General features: G+C 47.6%; 20 protein-coding genes and 1 other annotated feature. Of the genes, 6 read left to right on the top strand and 14 right to left on the bottom strand.

Going from position 1 to position 21,238, the window contains the following annotated elements:
- Window positions 1-242 precede the first annotated feature (242 nt).
- Both pheT and pheS read right to left on the bottom strand, forming a co-directional pair.
- The gene (pheT, locus tag KIK04_RS16670) at window positions 243-2,687 is read right to left on the bottom strand and encodes a phenylalanine--tRNA ligase subunit beta (RefSeq protein WP_232274740.1); all 2,445 of its coding nucleotides are present in this window, start codon (window positions 2,685-2,687) and stop codon (window positions 243-245) included.
- 29 nt (window positions 2,688-2,716) lie between these two features.
- The gene (pheS, locus tag KIK04_RS16665; RefSeq protein ID WP_232274739.1) at window positions 2,717-3,748 is read right to left on the bottom strand and encodes a phenylalanine--tRNA ligase subunit alpha; all 1,032 of its coding nucleotides are present in this window, start codon (window positions 3,746-3,748) and stop codon (window positions 2,717-2,719) included.
- Window positions 3,749-3,802: 54 nt separating this feature from the next.
- Window positions 3,803-4,135, bottom strand: a binding site (T-box leader).
- 307 nt (window positions 4,136-4,442) lie between these two features.
- On the opposite strand from pheS, the gene KIK04_RS16660 reads away from it, so the two are divergent.
- The 6 genes from KIK04_RS16660 to KIK04_RS16635 all read left to right on the top strand — a co-directional run bounded on the left by KIK04_RS16660 (window position 4,443) and on the right by KIK04_RS16635 (window position 12,745).
- Complete coding sequence (locus KIK04_RS16660) at window positions 4,443-5,723, top strand: NCS2 family permease (RefSeq protein WP_232278777.1); 1,281 nt, start codon at window positions 4,443-4,445, stop codon at window positions 5,721-5,723.
- 407 nt (window positions 5,724-6,130) lie between these two features.
- Window positions 6,131-6,757 carry a kinetochore Spc7 family protein gene (locus tag KIK04_RS16655; RefSeq protein WP_232274738.1) on the top strand — a complete coding sequence of 209 codons (627 nt, stop codon included), beginning with the start codon at window positions 6,131-6,133 and terminating at the stop codon, window positions 6,755-6,757.
- A gap of 531 nt (window positions 6,758-7,288) precedes the next feature.
- Complete coding sequence (locus KIK04_RS16650) at window positions 7,289-8,593, top strand: sugar ABC transporter substrate-binding protein (RefSeq protein ID WP_232274737.1); 1,305 nt, start codon at window positions 7,289-7,291, stop codon at window positions 8,591-8,593.
- Window positions 8,594-8,665: 72 nt separating this feature from the next.
- Complete coding sequence (locus KIK04_RS16645) at window positions 8,666-9,973, top strand: carbohydrate ABC transporter permease (protein ID WP_232274736.1); 1,308 nt, start codon at window positions 8,666-8,668, stop codon at window positions 9,971-9,973.
- The gene (locus KIK04_RS16640) at window positions 9,973-10,812 is read left to right on the top strand and encodes a sugar ABC transporter permease (RefSeq protein ID WP_232274735.1); all 840 of its coding nucleotides are present in this window, start codon (window positions 9,973-9,975) and stop codon (window positions 10,810-10,812) included. Before KIK04_RS16645 ends, KIK04_RS16640 begins: the two co-directional genes overlap by 1 nt.
- Before the next feature lie 106 nt (window positions 10,813-10,918).
- Window positions 10,919-12,745, top strand: coding sequence for an alpha-glycosidase (locus KIK04_RS16635; RefSeq protein WP_232274734.1), 1,827 nt, complete (start codon window positions 10,919-10,921; stop codon window positions 12,743-12,745).
- Window positions 12,746-13,041: 296 nt separating this feature from the next.
- Here KIK04_RS16635 and KIK04_RS16630 read toward each other — a convergent pair whose 3' ends face one another.
- From KIK04_RS16630 to KIK04_RS16580, 12 genes are all read right to left on the bottom strand, one after another.
- Entirely contained in the window at window positions 13,042-13,638 is a 597-nt protein-coding gene (locus KIK04_RS16630) for an N-acetylmuramoyl-L-alanine amidase family protein (RefSeq protein WP_232274733.1), read from the bottom strand.
- Window positions 13,639-13,740: 102 nt separating this feature from the next.
- Window positions 13,741-14,007: a hemolysin XhlA family protein gene (locus tag KIK04_RS16625; RefSeq protein WP_232274732.1), complete on the bottom strand. Its 267-nt coding sequence runs from the start codon at window positions 14,005-14,007 to the stop codon at window positions 13,741-13,743.
- Window positions 14,008-14,073: 66 nt separating this feature from the next.
- Complete coding sequence (locus KIK04_RS24220; RefSeq protein ID WP_269670954.1) at window positions 14,074-14,199, bottom strand: hypothetical protein; 126 nt, start codon at window positions 14,197-14,199, stop codon at window positions 14,074-14,076.
- A 53-nt stretch (window positions 14,200-14,252) separates the two neighbouring features.
- The gene (locus tag KIK04_RS16620) at window positions 14,253-14,390 is read right to left on the bottom strand and encodes an XkdX family protein (RefSeq protein WP_232274731.1); all 138 of its coding nucleotides are present in this window, start codon (window positions 14,388-14,390) and stop codon (window positions 14,253-14,255) included.
- Complete coding sequence (locus KIK04_RS16615) at window positions 14,387-14,998, bottom strand: XkdW family protein (RefSeq protein WP_232274730.1); 612 nt, start codon at window positions 14,996-14,998, stop codon at window positions 14,387-14,389. The genes KIK04_RS16620 and KIK04_RS16615 overlap by 4 nt, the downstream gene beginning before the upstream one ends.
- Window positions 14,999-15,014: 16 nt before the next feature.
- Window positions 15,015-17,549 carry a hypothetical protein gene (locus KIK04_RS16610; RefSeq protein WP_232274729.1) on the bottom strand — a complete coding sequence of 845 codons (2,535 nt, stop codon included), beginning with the start codon at window positions 17,547-17,549 and terminating at the stop codon, window positions 15,015-15,017.
- Window position 17,550: 1 nt separating this feature from the next.
- A complete protein-coding gene (locus KIK04_RS16605; RefSeq protein WP_232274728.1) occupies window positions 17,551-17,835 on the bottom strand; it encodes a ketopantoate hydroxymethyltransferase in 285 nt (94 codons plus the stop codon).
- A complete protein-coding gene (locus KIK04_RS16600) occupies window positions 17,832-18,419 on the bottom strand; it encodes a putative phage tail protein (protein WP_232274727.1) in 588 nt (195 codons plus the stop codon). The genes KIK04_RS16605 and KIK04_RS16600 overlap by 4 nt, the downstream gene beginning before the upstream one ends.
- Complete coding sequence (locus tag KIK04_RS16595) at window positions 18,409-19,542, bottom strand: baseplate J/gp47 family protein (protein WP_232274726.1); 1,134 nt, start codon at window positions 19,540-19,542, stop codon at window positions 18,409-18,411. The genes KIK04_RS16600 and KIK04_RS16595 overlap by 11 nt, the downstream gene beginning before the upstream one ends.
- Entirely contained in the window at window positions 19,535-19,972 is a 438-nt protein-coding gene (locus tag KIK04_RS16590; protein WP_232274725.1) for a DUF2634 domain-containing protein, read from the bottom strand. Before KIK04_RS16590 ends, KIK04_RS16595 begins: the two co-directional genes overlap by 8 nt.
- Window positions 19,969-20,268, bottom strand: coding sequence for a DUF2577 domain-containing protein (locus KIK04_RS16585; protein WP_232274724.1), 300 nt, complete (start codon window positions 20,266-20,268; stop codon window positions 19,969-19,971). The genes KIK04_RS16590 and KIK04_RS16585 overlap by 4 nt, the downstream gene beginning before the upstream one ends.
- Window positions 20,269-21,237, bottom strand: a complete 969-nt coding sequence (locus tag KIK04_RS16580) for an XkdQ/YqbQ family protein (RefSeq protein ID WP_232274723.1) — start codon at window positions 21,235-21,237, stop codon at window positions 20,269-20,271.
- Between the last annotated feature and the right edge of the window lies 1 nt (window position 21,238).

Below are 21,238 nucleotides of genomic sequence, written 5' to 3'. Positions count from 1 at the left end.
AAATGAAACTGAATCATTGCGCATATGTAAAATATTTGTCATATGTGTGGTTACACCCATTTTTATTGCCTCGTTATAAGTTCGCTACAGTACGCGTTATTTCCTGCTACATTGCTCTGAATGTATAAGTTTCCTCACATCCATTATGTTCCACTACGACCGACCTTTACATAAAAAAGAAGCAGCGCCTCTCCGAATGCGTTGATTCGTTGAGAAACGCTGCTTCTATTTATTTCAAACGTCTATTTACGTAATTCTGCTGCAAAATTAGTTTCAAAAGCGGTTACGACGCGACCGTGCACATCCGTAATTTCTTCATCTGTCAACGTGCGCTCTGGATGACGATACACGAGTGAAATAGCAGCGCTCTTCTTATCTGCTGCAATACGATCTCCCGTATAAATATCAAATACGCGCACCGATTCCAGCAATTCGGAAGCAACTGCTTTAGCCTCATCAACCAAACGTCCGACTTCCACGCCACGGTCGATAACGACAGCGATATCACGTTCCACAGCTGGGAAGCGCGGCAACGCTTGATAGATGATCGCGCCATCTGCTGCCTCGATAATCGCTTGCATGCGCAACTCTGCTGCGTACGTCTCCCCTAGATCTTTAGCACGTTGGACATCAGGGTGTACCTGACCGATCGTACCGATAAACGTTTCGCCAGCTTCACCTTGCAAGTAAAGCGATGCTGCACGTCCTGGATGGAAACCTTGCGGTTGATCGGCTGCAAAGCGAATGCGATCAGACAAGCCGAAGTAAGCAAACACACGATCGAGCACGCCTTTAACATCATAGAAATCAATGTTTTGCGCGGGCACGTTCCATTGCGGTGTGCTTCTTTTGCCTGTCATTACGATCGACAGCACCAAATCTTCTGTTGGCAGCTTCGTTAGCTGTTCTTCAGCTGTCGTATAGATGCTGCCCAACTCGAACAAATGAACATCGTCCATTTTACGGTTGCGGTTGTATGTCGCAACGTCCAGCAAGCTTGGAATCAAGCTTGTGCGCAGTACACTGCGCTCCTCGCTCATCGGCATTGCTAAACGTACTAATTGCGTATCTCCAGCCAAGCCAGTAAACAAAGTTGTCTCGCTTGGTTGCGTGAACGAATATGTCAGCGCCTCATGCAAGCCACCGTCCGTCAATAAACGACGTACAGCACGGCGTACGTACTGACCTTTTGTCAAAGCGCCTGGCGTAGTTGGCCCTTCGATTGGCGTTGTCGGAATGTTGTCATAACCGAACAAACGCGCAACTTCTTCGATTAAATCAACATCACGCTGAATGTCGCCACGACGTGATGGAACGCGTACCTCGAACGATTCATTTTCAATCGAATCCGATTCGAAACCGAGACGATCAAAAATAGCTTGCACATCTTGAACCGACAACGCTGTACCTAAATAGCGGTTTGTCTTCTCAAGTGACAAACGCACGGTTGTAAGCTCGTGTCCATCGTTCACTTGCTCTACAATGCCAGCTGCAATCGTACCGCCCGCGATTTCGCGGATTAATTCTGCCGCACGGTTGAGTGCAGGAATGACCGCTTCTGGGTTCACTTCCTTCTCGAAACGAAGGGAAGCTTCCGAGCGCAAGCCTAGCTGACGGGACGTTTTGCGAACCGTGCTGCCAGCGAACTTAGCCGACTCCAGCAAAATGTTAACTGTTCCGCTCGTTACTTCGGAGTTCGCGCCACCCATAACACCTGCAAGCGCTACTGGCTTCGCTCCATCTGTAATGAGCAGCATGTGTGGCTCAAGCTTACGCTCTTGCCCGTCAAGCGTCACGAGCGTTTCGCCTGCCTGTGCAAAGCGAACGTCAATTGTACCGCCATTTGCCAACTGATCCGCGTCAAACGCGTGCAGCGGCTGGCCGAATTCCAACATAACAAAGTTCGTAATATCTACGATATTGTTAATCGGACGTACGCCAACTGCGAGCAAGCGATTTTGCAACCAAAGTGGAGATGGCGCAATCGTTACGCCGCTAATGTAGCGTGCTGCATAGTGGCTGCACGCCTCTGGTGCGCTAATGCTCACCTTAACACGGCTGGATGCCGCTTCACCGGATTCCGTTACAGCCGTGTTCGGCATGTTCAGCTTGCGATCGAGCAATGCGCTTACTTCATGTGCCGTACCGATCATGCTCAAGCAATCTGAACGGTTAGGCGTCAGACCAAGCTCCAACACGTGATCGTTTAAGCCAAGTACTTCAGCTATCGGCGTGCCTTGCACCGTATCCGCTGGCAACACGAGAATGCCTTCTTGCATCTCTTTAGGCAGCAACTTGTCGTTCATGCCGAGCTCTTTTGCCGAACAAATCATCCCTTGGGACTCAACGCCGCGCAGCTTCGCCTTTTTAATTTTAAAATCGCCAGGCATTACAGCACCAATTGTAGCAACGGGTACCTTCTGACCAGCACCTACGTTAGCTGCACCGCACACGATTTGCAGCAACTCACTTTGACCTACGTCTACTTTACATACGCTAAGCTTATCTGCATCGGGATGTTTTTCCCGCTCCACTACATAACCGACAACAATGTTGTCCAGCCCTTGATTGCGATTTTCCACCGATTCGATTTCGATTCCGGCACGCGTCATACGCTCTGCTAACTCTTCAGCAGCGACACCTGTCAAATCTATATATTGAGACAACCATTGATAGGATACGTTCATGACCTTTCCCTTCCTTCCCTGTTAAGCTGTTACATGCGAGCAAACTGCTGCAAGAATCTTAAGTCGTTTGTATAAAAATGACGGATATCGTCTACACCATATCTCAGCATCGCAATACGCTCTACACCCATACCGAACGCGAAGCCGGAATATTGTTCGGGGTCGTAGCCGCCCATTTCCAATACGCGCGGATGCACCATACCTGCACCCAAAATTTCGATCCAGCCCGTTTGCTTACAAATGCGGCAGCCGGAGCCTCCACACTTCATACACGTTACATCGACCTCAACACTTGGCTCTGTGAACGGGAAGAAGCTTGGACGCAAACGAATTTGCATGTTGTCGCCGAACATTTCACGCGCGAATTGCAGCAAAGTGCCTTTCAAGTCGCTCATGCGAATATTTTTGCCGATGACAAGACCTTCGATTTGATGGAACATGAAGGAATGCGTTGCATCGTCATCGTCACGACGGTACACACGACCTGGGCAAATGACCTTAACAGGCTGACCTTTCATCGCTTCCATCGTGCGAATTTGCACAGGCGATGTTTGCGTACGCATCAAAATATCTTCTGTTACATAGAACGAATCCTGCATATCACGTGCCGGATGATCTTTTGGCAAGTTCAATGCTTCGAAGTTGTAATAGTCCTGCTCGACTTCTGGACCTTCTGCAACTTGATAGCCCATACCGATGAAGATATCTTCTACTTCTTGAATGACTTTGCTCAACGGATGTACGGCACCCACTGTCATTGGACGGCCTGGCAACGTAACGTCAATCGTTTCCGCTCTCAGACGGCGATCCGTTTCCTCACGTTGGAACTGCTCCTGCAACTCCTCAATGCGCGCTTCGATAGCACCGCGCACATCGTTCGCAACTTGACCGATAACCGGACGCTCTTCAGCACTTAATGCACCCATGCCACGCAGCACTTCTGTTAGTGCTCCTTTTTTACCTAAATATTTGACACGTTGCTCATTCAACTGATTTGCATCCTGCACCTGCTTCAGCACTTCTAACGCCTCTGCCTGCAACGCCTGCAAACGCTCTTTCATGATGACAACCTCCCTTTAAATTCCACCAGAAAATAAAAAAAGGCCTTCTCCGTCGCAAGGGACGAAAAGACCGTGGTACCACCCTTAATTAGACAAATGGATGACGCGGCGTGTTCGTAAAAAAGAAATAGGCCTGCTCATCTCAAACATTTGTCTCACTTATAGCGACTGTAACGGGTCGAAACCGAGAACCTCTATTGAACTTCATGCACACAACGCGCTAATCCATCAGAATTAGAATGGGTAAGGCTATTGGTGAGAATGAGTCGTTCAAAGTTCCTGCTCCAGAGTGAATTTCGGCAGTCCATTCTCCAAAGACGCTCTCAATCTACGGCGTCTTCTCCCTGTTAAGCGGTGCTGCGTACTTGTCTCTTTCACGGCATTTCAACAATGATATTCATCTAACATAATTGTCGTATTATTATAGCCAATTCGGGGCATTTTTTGCAAGGGACAGCACAATATTTTTACGTTCCACTGTTTATAGAAGTTGAAAATTGTTCATGAATGTTCATGATTAGTCCGACTACAAACACGCCGTTTGTGATATAATATCGGAATGGCAGCGCCAAAATGTTGCCTATCTTTCATATTTTACATATGCAAAGGGTTGGGTGAGGGGCTACGATGGAAAGCAGGTATACAATTGTTCCACCTCCGTAAAAAATCAAAACAAGGTACGGCCGAGCATGCTCTGGCGCAGTCCGCGGAAAATGGTTGGCGGCGTGAGCTGCTTGCGGGTGTCGTATCGTTTTTTGCAATCGTATATATCGTTGTCGTAAATGCAAAAATTTTATCCGATGCAGGCATTCCGCAAGACGCGGGTATTGTCGCTACGATTCTCGCTTCTGCGGTCGGTTGCTTTATAATGGGTATTTGGGGCAAGTCCCCCATTATCCTCGTGCCAGGCATGGGTATTAATGCCATGTTTACGTACACACTCGTTGGCGGAATGGGCCTTACGTGGCAGCAGGCGCTAGCCGTTGTGTTCGTGTCGGGTATTTGCTTTACGGTAATTAGTTTTACTTCGCTGGCTGAGAAGCTGAAAGAAGCGATCCCTGAATCGCTGCAAGAAGCGATTACGGTCGGTATCGGCCTCATGCTCGTGTTGATCGGTTTGCAAAAAGGCGGCGTGATCATCTCTGATCCGGATACGCTCATTAAGTTACAGCCGTTAACGAACGCCTCGGCGCTCGTTACGTTGGCGACGTTAGCTTTAACGTGCATTTTGTTTATGCGTAACGTGCCAGCTAATTTGCTGTTGAGCATTATCGGCGGAACGGTGCTCGCTTATGTAATGGGCATCGGCGGCAGTGATGCTAGTGCGGGTGCAGGTGCGCAAGCTTCGTTCTCATGGGCGTCGTACGGCGAATTGTTTGCGGGCTTCAGCTTCCAAGGTGTGTCCGTCATGACATTTACCGTCGCAGTGTTCTCGCTGACGCTCGTTATCGTGTTCGAGAATGTTGGGTTGATTAACTCGCATTTGAACATGACGAAGCAGCCGGAACGTTTCCAACGTTCGATGCAAGCTAATGCGCTATCCGTCATCACGTGCGGATTGTTCGGTACTAGCCCTACCGTCTCCACGGTTGAGACGGCAGCAGGTATTTCCGCAGGCGGTCGTACAGGCTTGACGACAATCGTCACGGGCGTCTTGTTCTTAGCGACATTGGCTGCATTGCCCATTTTGACGATGATTCCAGACGAAGCAGTCGCACCTATTCTTATTTTTATCGGTGGCTTGATGATGCCAACGGTGAAAAAAGTAAAGTTCGATCCGCTGTCCGAGGGATTGCCAGCATTTTTCATTATCGCGTTCATTCCATTGATGCACAGCATTGTGGATGGTATCGCGATCGGCTTTATTAGCTATGCGCTGTTCCAGCTCGTAATGGGCCGTGGACGCACAGTTAAGCCGTTGTTCTACGTAATTGCATCTTTGTTTGTTGTACATTTTGTACTGCAAGCATTGTAAAAAGACGAGTGACAAGCGAGACATCGATTATTCGGTGTTCTCGCTTGTTTTCGTTCTGTCGCTGTCGAGATAGCAAATCGAGCGCCAGAGCCAATAGATGCAAAAGTGTAGGCTTTGCAGAGCTCATCTGAATATAGGGGAAAGCCTGTACTTTTGCAGGAATTTCACATCGCACATGGACATGGATCATGTTGTCTCCAATACGCTAGCTGTAAAGAAAGCTAATTCTGAATTTATGGATAAAATGGGTTCTATACTTCATTACAAACGGCGACCTCCTCTAACGAACTGATAAAAGAGAATCACCTAACGGGTAGTGCCTCTGATGTATTCGATACGAAACAAAATACTTGTTTAATTATTCGATATGAATATGTTATGCTTGATACGAAACGAGGTGAATACGAATGGAAGCGGTACTTAATCTGATATTGTCAGAGATTAGAGAAATGAAAAGCGACATCAGCTCGATTAGACATGATGTCCATGAACTTAAAGAGGACGTGATGGTGCTTAAGTCTGACGTCAGTCAGCTTAAAGAAGACGTGACAGTGCTTAAGTCTGACGTCGGTCAGCTTAAAGAAGACGTGACGGTGCTCAAATCAGACGTCAGTCAGCTTAAAGAGGACGTGACAGTGCTTAAGTCTGACGTCGGTCAGCTTAAAGAAGACGTGACGGTGCTCAAATCAGACGTCAGTCAGCTTAAAGAAGACGTGACGGTGCTCAAATCAGACGTCAGTCAGCTTAAAGAAGACGTGACGGTGCTCAAATCAGACGTCAGTCAGCTTAAAGAAGACGTGACGGTACTCAAGTCTGACGTCGCATCTCTCAAGACGGGACAAACTATCCTCGAAAATACAACAACCTGCATTTTTAAAGCTGTAATTCGAATCGAGGATACACAACCAAAAGATACGTTAGCGTTATTACAAAATATCGGTTATAAAATAGAAGGCCATGACAACGAAATTACAGTGCTGAACACACGGGTCTTCAAAATGGAGTCCATTATAGTGAAATACAATCGACAATAACCGCCCACCCTTCCTTCGTGTTGTGGATCGGGCTTTTTTTCTACCCGAAAACGAACTAATCCCCTCTCTCAACCGTCCCTTTCTGCAAATGTAATTGTAAGCAATAATCGGAGTCTAATGTAACATTAGTTAAACAAAGGAAATAAGATCACCTAATATCAACCAAAGTTGCGCAAACGTTTGTCCTGATAAACAAATTTTATAAAACAGCCACATTTTTGAAAACCCTTACTGTAACCGCATTCACACGAGTCAAGCTACATAATCAAGAGTTCTTGGAAGAGAACGAGCAGAAATGATAGCATAATACTGTTTTCATATCTACATTAGCCTGAAATTCACGATTTTTCGACGTATACCCTCTTTTACAACACCTACAACTATATGGTTAATTCAACTTGAAAGCGCTGTATTGCGTATCTTATTCAATAAGATGTTTTCATTTTCACAACTATCATCTTTTTGTACAAACGTTTGCACAAAGCAAACCGATCACACATTTTAGGCACCAAGAAAGGGGTTTTACGTCCGATGAAAAAATGGATGGGTCTATTACTATCGCTTACCCTTGTCTTTACCCTCGCAGCTTGCGGCGGCGGAGGCAGCCAAAGCCAGCCTGCACCAACTACAGGCGGCGACACACCAGCTACACAAACTACAGATGCTGGTAGTGAATTGAAGCCTGAACCAGGAGCGAAGCTTATCGTATGGGAAGGCAAAGAGCAACAAGCTTACCTCGAAGAAATGGGTAAAGCATTCGAAGAAAAATATGGCGTTCCCGTTGAATATCAAGAGCTTGGATCTGCTGATCAAATGGCACGCGTAAAGCAAGATGGTCCAGCAGGACTTGGCGCTGACGTTATGATGATGCCACATGACCAGCTTGGTGAAGCGGTTGCGGCGGGTTTAATTTTGCCTAACGATTACTATGAAGAAGATACGAAAAAGAACTTTATCCCTACTGCGGTAGACGCAGTGACATTCGACGGCACGATGTACGGCTATCCGCGCAATATGGAAACGTACCTTCTCTACTACAACAAAAACTTAGTAAAAGCAGAAGATTTGCAATCTTGGGACAGCATTATTAAATTTGCAAAAGGCTACAACGATGTATCTAAAAACAAATTTGGCTTTATGTGGGAAGTTAACAACTGGTACTTTGCATACTCCTTTATCGGAGGCTACGGCGGGTACATTTTCGGCGACAACAACACGAATCCAAAGGATATCGGTTTAAATACACCAGAGGCTGTCGAAGCAATGAAATTCTACGCATCTTTGCGTGAAATCTTGCCAATTAACGCGACAGACGCTTCTGGAGACGTTAAAACAGAATTGTTCCAATCCGGCAAATTGCCAATCAACTTGGACGGTATTTGGCAAATGAGCAACTTCACAAAAGAGAAACTCGGCTTTGAAGTTGGCGCAGTTCCAATGCCTAAATTGCCAAACGGCAAAAATCCTGCTCCATTTGCAGGCGTAAAATCTTACTTTGTAAGCTCTTTCACTCAGTATCCAAACGCAGCGAAGTTGTTCATCAACTTCTTGACGACGGAAGAAGCATTGACGAAAAATGCGCAAATGACAGGTATTATTCCTGCCCGCAATGGCATGGAGAACAACGCTGAAATCATTAAAGATGAGCGTGCAAAAGCATTTGTTGAGCAATTCAAAATGGCACAGCCGATGCCTTCTATTATCGAGATGCGTCAAGTCTGGGGCCCTGCAACAGCTACACTTGAGCTAATCTGGAACGGCAAAGATCCGAAAGAAGTGTTGGATAAAGCTGTGAACGATATGAAGACAGGTATTGAACAACAAAGCAAATCATAATGCCAATCGTGCGATCAGCCGCCCCTAGCGGTTGGTCGCATCCTACTATTGTAAGTTGAGGTGAAATCTTTCATGAAACGTACCGTTATTGCACCTATCTTGTCCGCTGTTGTGATGGGACTCGGACAAATGTACAACCGCCAGTTTACAAAGGGCATTATGATGATGCTCCTGTATATACTAGGCCTTTACTACACGTTAACGAACATCGGGCACGCACTATGGGGGGTCGTAACCCTAGGTGAAAAAGCTCAGCATTTTGAAAAAGTCGGTAAAATTCAACAGCTCGTCCGCGGCGATCATTCCATTCTCTTATTGATCGGCGGGCTAATCACTATATTTCTAGTCATTCTGTTCGTGGTGTCTTACATCATGAACATTCGTGACGCGTATCAAACCGCTAAACTGATCGATGAGGGTAAAACACCTAATCGTTTTGGCGATACCTTGAAGTTCATTAACGAAAAACAGTTTCCATTTATTATTATCGCACCGCAGCTGCTGTTCTTGTTCTTCTTTACAATACTGCCGCTGATTTTCTCAGTATTAATCGCGTTTACGGACTATTCATCGCCGAAGCATGCGCCTCCAGCCAATCTCGTAAACTGGACTGGTTTTGAAGCATTCGCCGATTTGTTCACACTTAGCGCTTGGGCGCAAACGTTCTATGGCGTATTTGCTTGGACGGTAAGCTGGGCGGTTCTATCCACATTGTCTTGTTTCTTTGGTGGATTTATGATTGCACTTATCCTTCAGCAAAAAGGAATTATATTCCGTAAAATGTGGCGTACGATTTATATGCTACCATTTGCTATCCCGAGCTTTGTATCGTTGCTCATTATGAAAAACTTGTTCAACTCGCAATTCGGGCCGATTAACCAATACTTAGCTTTCTTTGGTATTGATGGACCACAATGGCTTGCTGATCCGATGTGGGCCAAGATTACGATTTTGATTTGTAACTTCTGGCTCGGATTCCCAATCTCGATGCTTATGATTACAGGTATCTTGTCTACCATTTCAAAAGATATGTATGAGGCAGCCGAAGTGGACGGAGCATCTGCATTCCAGAAGTTCCGCGTCATTACGATGCCAAGTGTTATGTACGCGCTCACGCCGATTTTGATCGGTCAATTTGCAGGTAACTTCAATAACTTTAACGTCATTTACTTGCTTACAAAAGGAGCTCCGGCAAACAGCGAATATCAATTTGCAGGCCATACGGACATCTTGATTACATGGTTGTACAACTTGTCCCTTACGAATGGTAAATACAATTTCGCTTCGGTAATCGGTATTATTATCTTTATTATTTTGGCAACACTGTCGCTTTACAGCTTCAGAAGAACGCGCATGTTTAAAGAGGAGGATGCTCACTGATGATAACAGGACGTAAGATTAAAAAAATTGCATGGCTCACCATTAGCCATCTTATCTTGCTGGCCATCGCCATTTTCGCGATTTATCCGGCGCTGTGGGTTATCCTGTCATCATTCCGTCCAGGCACTTCGCTCTATAGCGAAACCTTTTTGCCGTCATCGTGGACGATTAAGCATTATGTGTCGTTGTTTAAAGACTTCCCGTTTGCGACATGGTATCTGAACACGCTTAAAATCGCTCTTATTTCCATGGTATTTGGCACTCTGTTCGTACTCTTGTCTGGGTACTCGATTTCACGCTTCCGCTTTAAAGGTCGCAAAGGGTTAATGTCTACCCTATTCGTAATCGGGATGTTCCCATCCCTAATGAGTTTGTCAGCGGTTTACATTTTGCTGCTTAATATGAATCTACTCAATACGCACGCAGCTCTTATGTTCGTGTATACGGCTGGAGCTATTATGGGCTATTTGATCGTAAAAGGTTATTTCGACGGTATTCCGAAGAGCTTGGAAGAAGCTGCTCGTCTGGACGGCGCTGGACATTGGCGCGTGTTTTTCAGTATCTTCTTACCACTCTCGCGCCCACTGATCGTATTCTTGTCGGTAACATCGTTTGCAGGGGCGTTTAGTGACTTTATTTTTGCACAAATGGTATTGCGTACGAAGGAACAGTTCACACTTGCTGTCGGCCTGTTCAACATGGTTAATACGCAGTTTGCAACCCAGTTTACCGTGTTTGCGGCTGGCTGTGTGCTCGTAGCACTTCCAATTACGCTTCTGTTTATGTTCTTGCAACGCTATTTGGTAGAAGGCTTGACGGCGGGTGCAGAAAAAGGCTAATGAAATGTAGAAATGTACAGAGAACCTACTGCTCTACTAAAAACATGTACGTTGGTAGCTTGGGAAATGAGTCATGTTGCGGTTTGGATAGAGAGGAGAGATTGGAATGCTGTTAGAAGCGATGTACCATCGACCAAAGCTCAATTGGTCCTATGCTTATGATAGAGAGACGATCCACTTGCGCTTGCGGACAAAAAAAGATGACGCGGCAAGTGTACAAGTGATTTACGGGGATAAGTTCAACGTCGGTACGGAAGAACAGTCGAATATGCTGACAGCGGAGATGACGATTCGCTATCAGGATGAGATGTTTGACTACTGGCAGGCTGAGGTGCAGCCGAAGTTCCGTCGTTTGGCGTACTGCTTCCAAATTACTGGAAGTAAAACGGATACTGGGAGCAGCCAGAATGCAGGGAAAGCTGGAAAAACGGGACGCTCACGTAAAGCCGTGCAAGAGACGGTGTGGATGAATGAGCAGGGCTTCTGCACAGAGAAGCCTAACCCGTGTCACGGATTTTTTGAATATCCGTTCTTGAATCCTGCGGATGTGTTCACACCTCCAGCTTGGGTAAAAGACGCGGTGTTCTATCAAATTTTCCCGGAACGCTTTGCGAATGGCGATCCTTCGAATGATCCTGAAGGGGTTCAACCTTGGGGCGGCGAGCCAAAATGGGACAACTATTTCGGTGGCGACCTGCAAGGCGTGATGGATCATTTGGAGCATTTGACGGATTTGGGCGTCAATGCGATTTACTTTACGCCGGTATTTGCGGCGCAGACGAACCACAAGTATGACACTGAAGATTATTTGCAGGTGGATGCTCATTTTGGTGATAATGAAACATTGAAGAAGCTAGTGGCGGAATGCCATAAACGCGGTATTCGCGTGCTGCTGGATGCGGTGTTCAATCACTGTGGGCGTACGTTCCCACCGTTCGTGGATGTGTTGGAACGCGGAGCGGATTCCCCTTATGCGGACTGGTTCCACGTGCGGGAATGGCCGTTGCAAGTTAAAGATGAAGTGCCAACGTATGACACGTTCGCGTTTGTGCCGTCGATGCCGAAGTTGAATACGGAGCATCCTGACGTACAGAAGTATTTGCTCAATGTGGCCGAGTACTGGATTAAGGAAGTCGGCATTGACGGGTGGCGCTTGGATGTGGCTAACGAAGTGGATCACCAGTTCTGGCGTGAGTTCCGCAAGACGGTCAAGGCAGCGAATCCGGACGCGTACATTTTGGGTGAAATTTTCCACGAGTCAGTGATGTGGCTGATGGGCGACCAGTTCGACGCGGTCATGAACTATCCGTTCACGTGGGCGGTGCATGAGTTCCTTGCGAAGGAGAAATCGGACGGCAAGCAGTTTGCGACGGCGATTCAGAAGCAATTGGTCGGCTATCCACAGCAAGCTAATGAAGTGATGTTCAACTTGCTCGGCAGTCATGACACGGAGCGCCTGTTGACGTTCTGCGGTGGCGATAAGCGCAAAATGAAGCTGGCTGCGTTGTTCCAGCTGACGTTCTTGGGTACGCCGTGCATTTATTACGGCGATGAGATTGGGCTTGACGGCGGGCATGACCCTGGCTGCCGCAAGTGTATGGAGTGGGACGAGTCGAAGCAGGATCGCGACTTGCATGCTTTTTATCGCTGGGCTATCGGCTTGCGTCGTGAGTATGCAGCGCTACGTACAGGCGAGTTCCGCTTCTTGTACGCCAAGGAAGGCGACACGCGCCTTGCTTATGAGCGTGTAGATGAGGGTTCGCATTTCGTCGTTACGATGAACCCGAAGAAGACGAAACGCACGCTGACCGTTGCACTACCAGCAGGACGCTGGCTGGATGAAAGTACGGGCGAGCAGCTCATTGTTGTAGAAGGGCAGAAAGCTAAGCTAGAGCTGCCGCCGTACGGTTATCAGGTGCTTCGTAAGTTGTAATCTGGGTAGTTAGTCAAGCAGGATATGGACATGAAGAAGGTCAGGACATACGCCATTTACGAGTAGACATGTCGTACTTAGATCGCATTTTTCCAGTACTATGTAAGTACTGAAAGGAGTGCTGAACAAGTACGAAGCTTGTACTACTGGGCGTACCCTGACCTTTTTTGCATCGAAATGTGTTGGTTGAATTGTGAAGGTGATTGGTTATATTGTGTGAACGTTGCTGAGACTGAGTGTCCGATGTTGTCCGTTGTCTGGTGATTGGTTAAATTCATTTTGACTCTGGCTTCTGTTTACGGGACATACCGAATATTAAAATAGTCGCAAATTCCTTGCGCAATCTCTTTCGCGCATTCCTCGCGATATTGGGTCGACAACAGCAGTTTCGCCTCTGTCAAGTTATCCATAAATGCGCATTCTACTAAGACTGCGGTCATTTTTGTATGTTGTAGGACGTAGAAATTAGCCGACTTTACGCCACGGTTGCGAAGTTTTGTGCCTTGCATCAGTCGTTTTTGAATCAAAGTTGCCGCCTTCGCACTGTCCGCTGCCCCAGGGTAGTGGTACGTTTCGATTCCGCCCCAGCTCCCCCACACGCTCGTGTTTGCATTCGCATGAATGGAAATGTAAAAGTGTGCATTTGCACTGTTTGCTTTTTGCACACGCGTACTGAGCGGCACATCGGAATCTCCCGGTGCTACCATCAGAGTGCGAAATCCGCTACGTTCTAAATGTACTTTCAACCTTGCCGCGACAGCACGATTAAACTCATTTTCATGCATATAAGGCTTCCCTGTTTCCGGCGACACTGTCCCATCTGGAAAAATAGGGGTACGCTTTCCTGGTGTCTCCATACCGTGTCCATCATCAATTGCGATTAATTTTGTCATATTAAAAATCCTCCTCTAAATTTAAATATGTTTGAAGATCGATAAGTGCTTGTACAAAACCAACCATTTAGCAACGCTCATTGAATCCTTCACGATTACCGTCTAGGCACCACCCCCTCGACGTAATAGTTCAAAAATGATGCTAATGACCGCCACAATTACCGCACCACTTAAAGTGCGCCACAGCCATTTATGTCCCTCTTCAATCCGGTCCAGCCGCTGGTGCGCGTTCTTGGTTGATTGCAGCGCCTCGCGCGCAGTTTCCCGCGCCGCTTCTGCGGTTTGATTGATGGCTGAAATGGATTCAAGGCGTGTCTCGATGCGCGCTAGTCGTTCTAAAATTTCCGTCGTTGCTGCTTTCTCTGACATCTAAACCACTCCTTATTGCAAAATGTAGGACCTGTCCAAAAATGGACAGGTCCTAGGGTTGGAAACTCAATATTGAGCTGTTGCTGGCACTAGTTCGGTTGCTGCTATTGCTATTGCTATTGCTACTATTACGTTTACGGTTACTGTTGCTGTTACTATTTCTGTCATCGCTACTGCTTCCGTTATTTTCACTCTTATTGCTACACAACGCATACCGCATATTGTTCTTATTCTCCGCTTAACGGTTAAAAAGCTTGTCCGGTAATGTCCGCGAACTGCTGCGGCGTAATTTCCCCGAACAAATTCGCGTCCGTCTTGACGACCTTACGCAACTGGCTGACATCAATCCACTTCTGCTCAAAAGCCAATTTCCAAAAACTCACGCCGATTTCCCTCCCTTCATCGTAATCAGTTCCAGCTTCGCTTGCGCCAGCTCTTTGCCTACGGAGTCCAGTACGGACTGCTGTTGGGCGGCTTGCTGCTTCACGTCCTTGAGCGCCTGCTCCAGCAACTCCACCTGCGATGGCTGCTTAGGCTGTGGTTCTCTAAGCTTGTCGATTTCAGCTTGCGAGAGCCCTTCTGTCCACGCTTCGGATTTGAAATCCCAGCGTGGCTGGTATAGCCCCTCTGGAACAGTTACGGCGACGATATAGCCGATAATCTCTTGCGCAGGCGCTGGAGGGGCTACAGCTCCCGTTTGGGCCACTGCTTGGGCCACTGACCCGGCTTGGGGTGCTGTTCTGCTCGGCCCCTCTGGCTGCTGTCCAGCTAAAATAGCCTCAGACAGTTGTCCGGCAAGTGTTTCCCCTACGGCAGCTTCCGTAGGCACGGCTGCTGCACCTGCTGCTACACCTTGATCTTGTGTAGCAGCTACGCTCTTCGCCGCATGCTGCACCGCTTGGCGGATAGGAAAAACGCCCGTCACGGAGTCCGCAACGAGCGTCGGTTCGATGTATTTACCGTTGAGATCTGTAAGGATTGCTTCTTTCATTGCATGTCCTCCTTCATTATTGTTCGGCGCGGAAGTCAACGCCTGCCAGCGATAAGAACCCATTTACGGGTACTCGAGTCAAAGAAACGACTCCATCCGACGCCACCGACAATGCAGCGGATACAATCGTTGCGCCCCCGTCCGAGCAAGCCACGTTAAATATGTGATGGTATTTCGGACGATACCCGACAGGTAAAGTAAACAGCCCCACCCCTGCAACCATCGAGCCGCTCGACAGCATTCCCGACAACCTAACCGTGCCCATCGAATCCTTATAGTACGATGATGTACGATAGTGCGCGAGGTTGTACGGAACCCATCCGTTCACTGGAGTAGCGCTAATCCACTCCGGCAGACCCTTCTCCACCTTCTGCGTCTCAGTCACACCTAACCGTCGTTCCATGTCACCTATTTTCTGCACGACATCTGTCACTGTACCGCGTAGGTTCTCCGCAACACTACCGAAGATCGGGGCCGAGAGCGTTGGCTCTAGGATCGTGTATGTTACATGATAGTCTGCGGTAGGGTCGAAGTTTGCGTTTATGATAACTGCCTGTGCGCCCCAAATGCTTCCGTTTTTATCTCCCAGAATCCATTTAACGTCTTTCAAATACGATTTATAAACGCTCAATATCTCTAAAGCCCTAAACCTTGTTTTTCCACCAACAAAGAAGTTGTTAATGTACCAATTTCTATCCGTTGTATAGTATTCCGGATTAGCTTTCTCACGTAACACAATGCCACTTCCGACTTCAACCACGTTTGCCCCTTGTGTCAAGGTCGCACCCGTTTCATAATTCTTTACAGGTTCGACGGTTGGCTTGGATTTGAGATATTGGAGATGGTACGGGCTCCAGTTAGTCGCTAGCGCTGTAGGCGTGATTGACGTGGCGTCCCGCCAGTCACGTGAAACCCCATCTACTCGACGGACCCACCACTTCGATCCAGTTCCGTTGTAAAAGTTATTGGCTGTGGGAACGTCGGGGCCTGAACCAGCCTCACCGTTATACATCGTCCACCCCATAAAATACGCTTTGATTTCATCAGGTGACGGCGTGTAGGCATCTCCCCAACCGCTGTCTGCATTAGCGACCGATATACGTAATCCTCCGCTATGAATGTAAGCTACATCTGCTCTAGCGTCTAAATCAATAACTGTGCCTCGAAAAAGTAAATGGCCATTATACTTTGTCGCAACCACACTTTCTTCGTAACCAGACACTGTGGCATCAGGGGCATAGCCACTTACACCAACTGACTTATACCCCGTTTTACTTCCGACAAAAAGCCACTCGGCTGCCTCTAAAGTTCGTTTCCTCCACTTTTCCACCATATATGTTAATCCGTCGCCACCAACAAATAAAACATCCGCTTCGCTTCCATCTATCGGATTCGCAGCAAGCTCACTTTCTGATGCCCACATGCTACGTTGTTGAGGTTGAAATGATTTAGAGACATCTCCAATGTGAAGCATTGGATTTTTAAACGAACAGGTATTCATTCCGCCTGTTCCGTTGGATACATAAAGAAAAACATTATGGTATTTTCCTGTATTAAACGTTACTGTTTTGGATGACGTATAACCAACAATCAGTGTTTTAACTCCATCATCAACGGCAAGCATACCATTATGTTCAGCACTAAAAGTATAATTTGTATTAGGTAAGACATTAACCTTTACTCGGGAATATTCATTCTGCGTCTTCGGATTGAGATTAAGATGGTAGGGTTCGATTATGCGTGAGTTATTTAATGCTGGTTCAGAAAATTCCCATTCGTAAAATGGTGGCAAGAGATTCGCGCCCGTCACAATCGCATACGGATTAACGACATTCGTCAGACTATCCACGTATGGGTATCGTTCAGCGACTTGTTCCGGTGTCATCGTCTTGATAACGTTATGCTCAGCTTCGCTGATCTTAAAAACACGATAATCTTTGAAATTAATGGTAGCAGTAGACGGTATACCTGTTCCTTGGTCTTGTATGTTCAAAATTTGAATGCGAACCGCTATTGCCTCCGTATTTGGAGCTGTTTCAAAAGTTAAAAATGTCGGTTTGAGTGCTTTTGAAAAAACTGGTGTTCCTATTTTCTCAGCGGTAGAATTACCGTCCTTATCAAAGTTTATTGCCCTCAGGTACAATTTAAAGTTTTCGCTACGTACATTTGCAACTAACAAGTATCGTTCACCATGTTTTGCTTTTATAATTGTTGAATTTTCAGCAAACACATCATAATCCACTTTGTTCGGTGCAACCTGAATAAGCCCCTCTTTCAAAGAGCATATGGCTCTAGGTGTATTCCATGTATCCGCTTGATTCGCATTAGACCCTAATAGATTAATCAGCGTACGCCCCTTAATTTCACCCAGCCTAAACAACCCATCCTGCGGCGCATCCACGATTTGCACGCCCGGCTGAAGCGTAAGCGGCTTATGTGCAGCAACATCCATCGCATGATGCGCGGCACCAATGCCTTGCTCGATGCGGTTCAAATCCTTCTCCGTAACCGTATCTTCAAACTTCCAATCAGTTTTGCCCTGATAAGCCAAATCAGCCCACCTCTTTCACTGAAATTTGCTGCGTAATAAGCGTGTCAGATGGAACCGGCACGAATACATGGTTCGTGCTAATCACGCCATTTTGCGCGTCGCGTAGCTCGATTAGGGTGACGCTGTCCACCGCGTTCGCGGGAATTAAATATTCCAATTCCACGAGGGCGTTAGTCACCTGTTTGACGCGAAACTGAGTGATTTCGAATTTGCCGTTCAGCACGACCTTAGCAATCTTGCCATGGATATGCGCTGACAGCTCATGCATAACCGAAGCCGTAATCATAGGACGACCACCTCCTGGTTGCGTTTAGCAAATGGCGTGCTGCCGAGCTTCCAAGTGGTGGACAGCAGCGTCATGCGGGTGAGCGGCGTACGCGTGATTCGCTCCTGCACAACGATACGGTCAGCTAACGACGTTGCCTGATTGTAAACCAAGTTGGCAGGCTTAATTCCGCGTACCGTATGCTCTACCTCTTTAAAAATAGCCGCGTCACCAATTTTGGCGATCACTTTCAATAAGAAGCGGTCGCCATCCACCTCGACACGTGCGCGGCCCGCTCCCAGCAAAAAGTCGAGCCGCTGCTGCAAGTACCTCGCCGTAAATGGGGGCTTAGTCGCATAACGGTTCATCACCCGCTTTTTGCGAAAATCGAGCATCTCCACAGCAGGGTCAGCTTGAATACCAAGCTGCTGCTCACGCCGCTTAACCGCATACTCACTTGCAGTCAAGACAAACTGGTCAGCCAGCCATTGCTCCAACGCCACGCCTAACCGCTGCGACTCGGCATCCACCGTAATGCCCAATGCCTGAAATTCACGCACCGCTTCATAATAGGGCGGCAAATACGACACATGGTTACGTGGCATGCAGCTTCACCTCCCCAAGCAGCGGAATGTGCTCGCTACCCAGCTCTAAATTACCAGCGACACCGTTCAGCTTCGTGCCGCTCACATCCGTGACACCGCGCACCGTCAACGCACGTGCTTCCAATTGACTTACGCGGACGGTCAGCTTGTCCGCATCTTTCCACGTCGTGCGCAAGCTGTACACGTATTCGCGCAGCACCTTTTCGACATCAGCTTGCACTTGTCCAAGCGTAATCCCCTTCTCCAATACAAGCCTCATTTCGACCGATGCCGTCGTAGGCTGTACAGCCGCCACCGTTACCCGATGGCCGATTGGCGCAAATCCAATTCCCTTTCCCGACGCGGTTAACGGATCGGTCTCCGTCTGCACAGATGCAACAAACTCTGGTGAAGGCACATCATGGGTAGATGAAATCAGTGTACATTTTACGGTGCCTCCGCCATTCCAAGCTGGGTACACCTTCACACCTCCTACCCCCGGTATGGCATTCAGCTTCGTCTTATAATCAGCCACATTGCCACCAAACGGTTGCTCACTCATCACAGACAAGTAGCGCGCCCGCAGTTCCTCGTCAGCCTCTGCATCCTCACCAGGTACGAGCACCTTGCCAAGCTCTGCACGCGCTAGCCCGTCCACATAATCGATCGGTGTCATCACGCCAAACGCTTGATTGCCCTGTGTACCTACCGTCTCACTCATTAAGACAAACTCCCCGAGCGACAGCCTCTCCGTCACGCCAAATGTCAAACCACCTATAGAAAAACGGCTCCCTATCGGTACATCGACAGGCAAGCCGCTCGTATTCATAAACATTCCTCTTCGCTTAGCTGCCGTAGCTGCTAGCCGTCGCACACCAAACTCAGCCGTTCGTCGTTCCAAATACTCCCCTGTGGCCGTATCTGCATAAGACAACTGCACGGCTACGCTCCAATCCAAATACCACTGTGCCAACTCCGCCGCCACAGGTGCAAGCGCATCATAAATGATGCTTCCCTCGCGCTTATCCACGTCGTCAGGCACACGCGTTAGCATGCGATTCAAAATTTCCTCAAAGGATGGCGTATACGTATCACTATCCAGCGAAGCCAATTCACTATCCATTGCAACCCTTACATTATCCATCGATGTTCACCCCTCTTTCCATTTGCAGCTTACCAAAAATCGTATCGACTACAAATTGTACTAGCAGGCAGTCTGCTTGTTGCTCGAACTCAAATTCACCTACATCCGTTACGCGATCATCAGCTAGGAGGGCCTCCGAAATCGTCCGTTGCAATTCAGCCTGCACCACGTCCAGACCGTAGCCGATTCGGGACTGTAACTCCGAGCCATAATCCGAACTGTAAATCAAATAGGCAAACCGTTCGGTTTGCAACTGCTTGTAAATCGCCTGCTTCACCGCTTCCAGACCATCAGTCATCCTGGTGATGCGGCCAGCAGCGATGTCTAAGCCATACGTTCGGCTGGGCAACACTTCGGCATCGAACAGTAAATCCTGTTCCAGCTCACCAAATCCTTGCTGTGGTTCCAGTATGGCTCCCTTAGGAATCATGCACTCACCACCCGATCCAGTAGCACATACGACTGACCGCCTTGCATCCGTGCCAGCAATACTCGATCCCCAGCGTACAGCCCTTGCCGCACGACAACTTCCTCCGTACCGATCCTCACCTTACGCTCTGTAAGCTGCTCGGTCAGCACAAGTACCTCAGCCGGCAGCGATAAACGCTGCTCCACCAGCACCGTCAGCGGGCTTGTCTGCACAACCTCTCCATACAGCAAAGCAACTGGATTAGACGCCGCAACCGCGCCTACGCCTGCTTTTTTAATAATGTTCAGCATTCCCATTTATATCACCTTCAGCGTTAATGACATCGTATGCTCGCTGCCACTCCAGCTATGGGAGCATTCATCGACGAGCATATATTGCTTTACGTCCTGCTCTGGCGCATATATCGGTATAAGCATGCCTGCTCGAATACGCACGTCACCTAATGCATCTATTTTTAACGTTCGCTTTTCACGATTGTGCAGCTTCATAAGCGTTTTAAGCTGTTCCTCAATTTGCGCTTTGTTCAGCTGTTCATCCAGCTTTTTATACAATTGAAGTCGGCCCCATTTGGCAATATTAGCGCTGTCCTGCATAATATACACCTCACGCTTGCCCGTCTCCTCATTGTCACGGATAAGCTTGACACGGTTATACGTTTCATCGTCTATCGTTCGCGTATACGAGAGGCCCGTCATTTGACTGCCGCGCCCGACAATGCGATCACTGCGCCAATCACTCACTTTTTTCAAGCTAAGACTACCAAAATCATCATAGAGAACATACATTTCTTTAGTACCAATTAGGGTTAAATCAAGGACACGGCACACGATGTCAAGCAGCTTCTTATCATCCTGAATGAGTGACGGAATATTATGTTTCGTCTCCACCAAAGTGCCTACACGCAAGCTGAAATCAGATGCAATACGTTTGATTACAGCTGTCGCATTCGTATTTTTAAACACATACGTATCGTTGGCCTGCAAATAGCGCAGTTGATCATAAGCGGTCAGCTTCACATCATTGCCCGTCCCCGTATCGATGGAAAAGACGTATCCGTAAAATACGTTCATGCCCTGCCATTGCACCTTAATTACATCACCATTGTTAACTTGAAAATCGGAGGATTGAAAAAGTGCGCCTTTCACATACGTTAATTCAAAAGTTGAGGGCTTCGTGATGCGCGACGTTGACCAAGACATATCGGTGACCAGCTCCGAAATATCCCACATTGTACCGTTCCGATTATCTATCAACACACTCAGCATA

Origin of the sequence: Paenibacillus sp. 481, assembly GCF_021223605.1 — a bacterium.
Taxonomy (GTDB): Bacteria; Bacillota; Bacilli; order Paenibacillales; family Paenibacillaceae; genus Paenibacillus_B.
The sequence above is the reverse complement of the archived record's forward strand: the minus strand, read 5'-3'. Positions and strand labels throughout refer to the sequence as shown.

Bases quoted from the DNA above. Each gene is read 5' to 3' on its own strand.
- pheT (WP_232274740.1), bottom strand. From the start codon at position 2,687: ATGAACGTATCCTATCAATGGTTGTCTCAATATATAGATTTGACAGGT.
- pheS (WP_232274739.1), bottom strand. From the start codon at position 3,748: ATGAAAGAGCGTTTGCAGGCGTTGCAGGCAGAGGCGTTAGAAGTGCTG.
- KIK04_RS16655 (WP_232274738.1), top strand. From the start codon at position 6,131: ATGGAAGCGGTACTTAATCTGATATTGTCAGAGATTAGAGAAATGAAA.
- KIK04_RS16650 (WP_232274737.1), top strand. From the start codon at position 7,289: ATGAAAAAATGGATGGGTCTATTACTATCGCTTACCCTTGTCTTTACC.
- KIK04_RS16645 (WP_232274736.1), top strand. From the start codon at position 8,666: ATGAAACGTACCGTTATTGCACCTATCTTGTCCGCTGTTGTGATGGGA.
- KIK04_RS16640 (WP_232274735.1), top strand. From the start codon at position 9,973: ATGATAACAGGACGTAAGATTAAAAAAATTGCATGGCTCACCATTAGC.
- KIK04_RS16635 (WP_232274734.1), top strand. From the start codon at position 10,919: ATGCTGTTAGAAGCGATGTACCATCGACCAAAGCTCAATTGGTCCTAT.
- KIK04_RS16630 (WP_232274733.1), bottom strand. From the start codon at position 13,638: ATGACAAAATTAATCGCAATTGATGATGGACACGGTATGGAGACACCA.
- KIK04_RS16625 (WP_232274732.1), bottom strand. From the start codon at position 14,007: ATGTCAGAGAAAGCAGCAACGACGGAAATTTTAGAACGACTAGCGCGC.
- KIK04_RS16615 (WP_232274730.1), bottom strand. From the start codon at position 14,998: ATGAAAGAAGCAATCCTTACAGATCTCAACGGTAAATACATCGAACCG.
- KIK04_RS16605 (WP_232274728.1), bottom strand. From the start codon at position 17,835: ATGATTACGGCTTCGGTTATGCATGAGCTGTCAGCGCATATCCATGGC.
- KIK04_RS16600 (WP_232274727.1), bottom strand. From the start codon at position 18,419: ATGCCACGTAACCATGTGTCGTATTTGCCGCCCTATTATGAAGCGGTG.
- KIK04_RS16595 (WP_232274726.1), bottom strand. From the start codon at position 19,542: ATGGATAATGTAAGGGTTGCAATGGATAGTGAATTGGCTTCGCTGGAT.
- KIK04_RS16590 (WP_232274725.1), bottom strand. From the start codon at position 19,972: ATGATTCCTAAGGGAGCCATACTGGAACCACAGCAAGGATTTGGTGAG.
- KIK04_RS16585 (WP_232274724.1), bottom strand. From the start codon at position 20,268: ATGGGAATGCTGAACATTATTAAAAAAGCAGGCGTAGGCGCGGTTGCG.
- KIK04_RS16580 (WP_232274723.1), bottom strand. From the start codon at position 21,237: ATGCTGAGTGTGTTGATAGATAATCGGAACGGTACAATGTGGGATATT.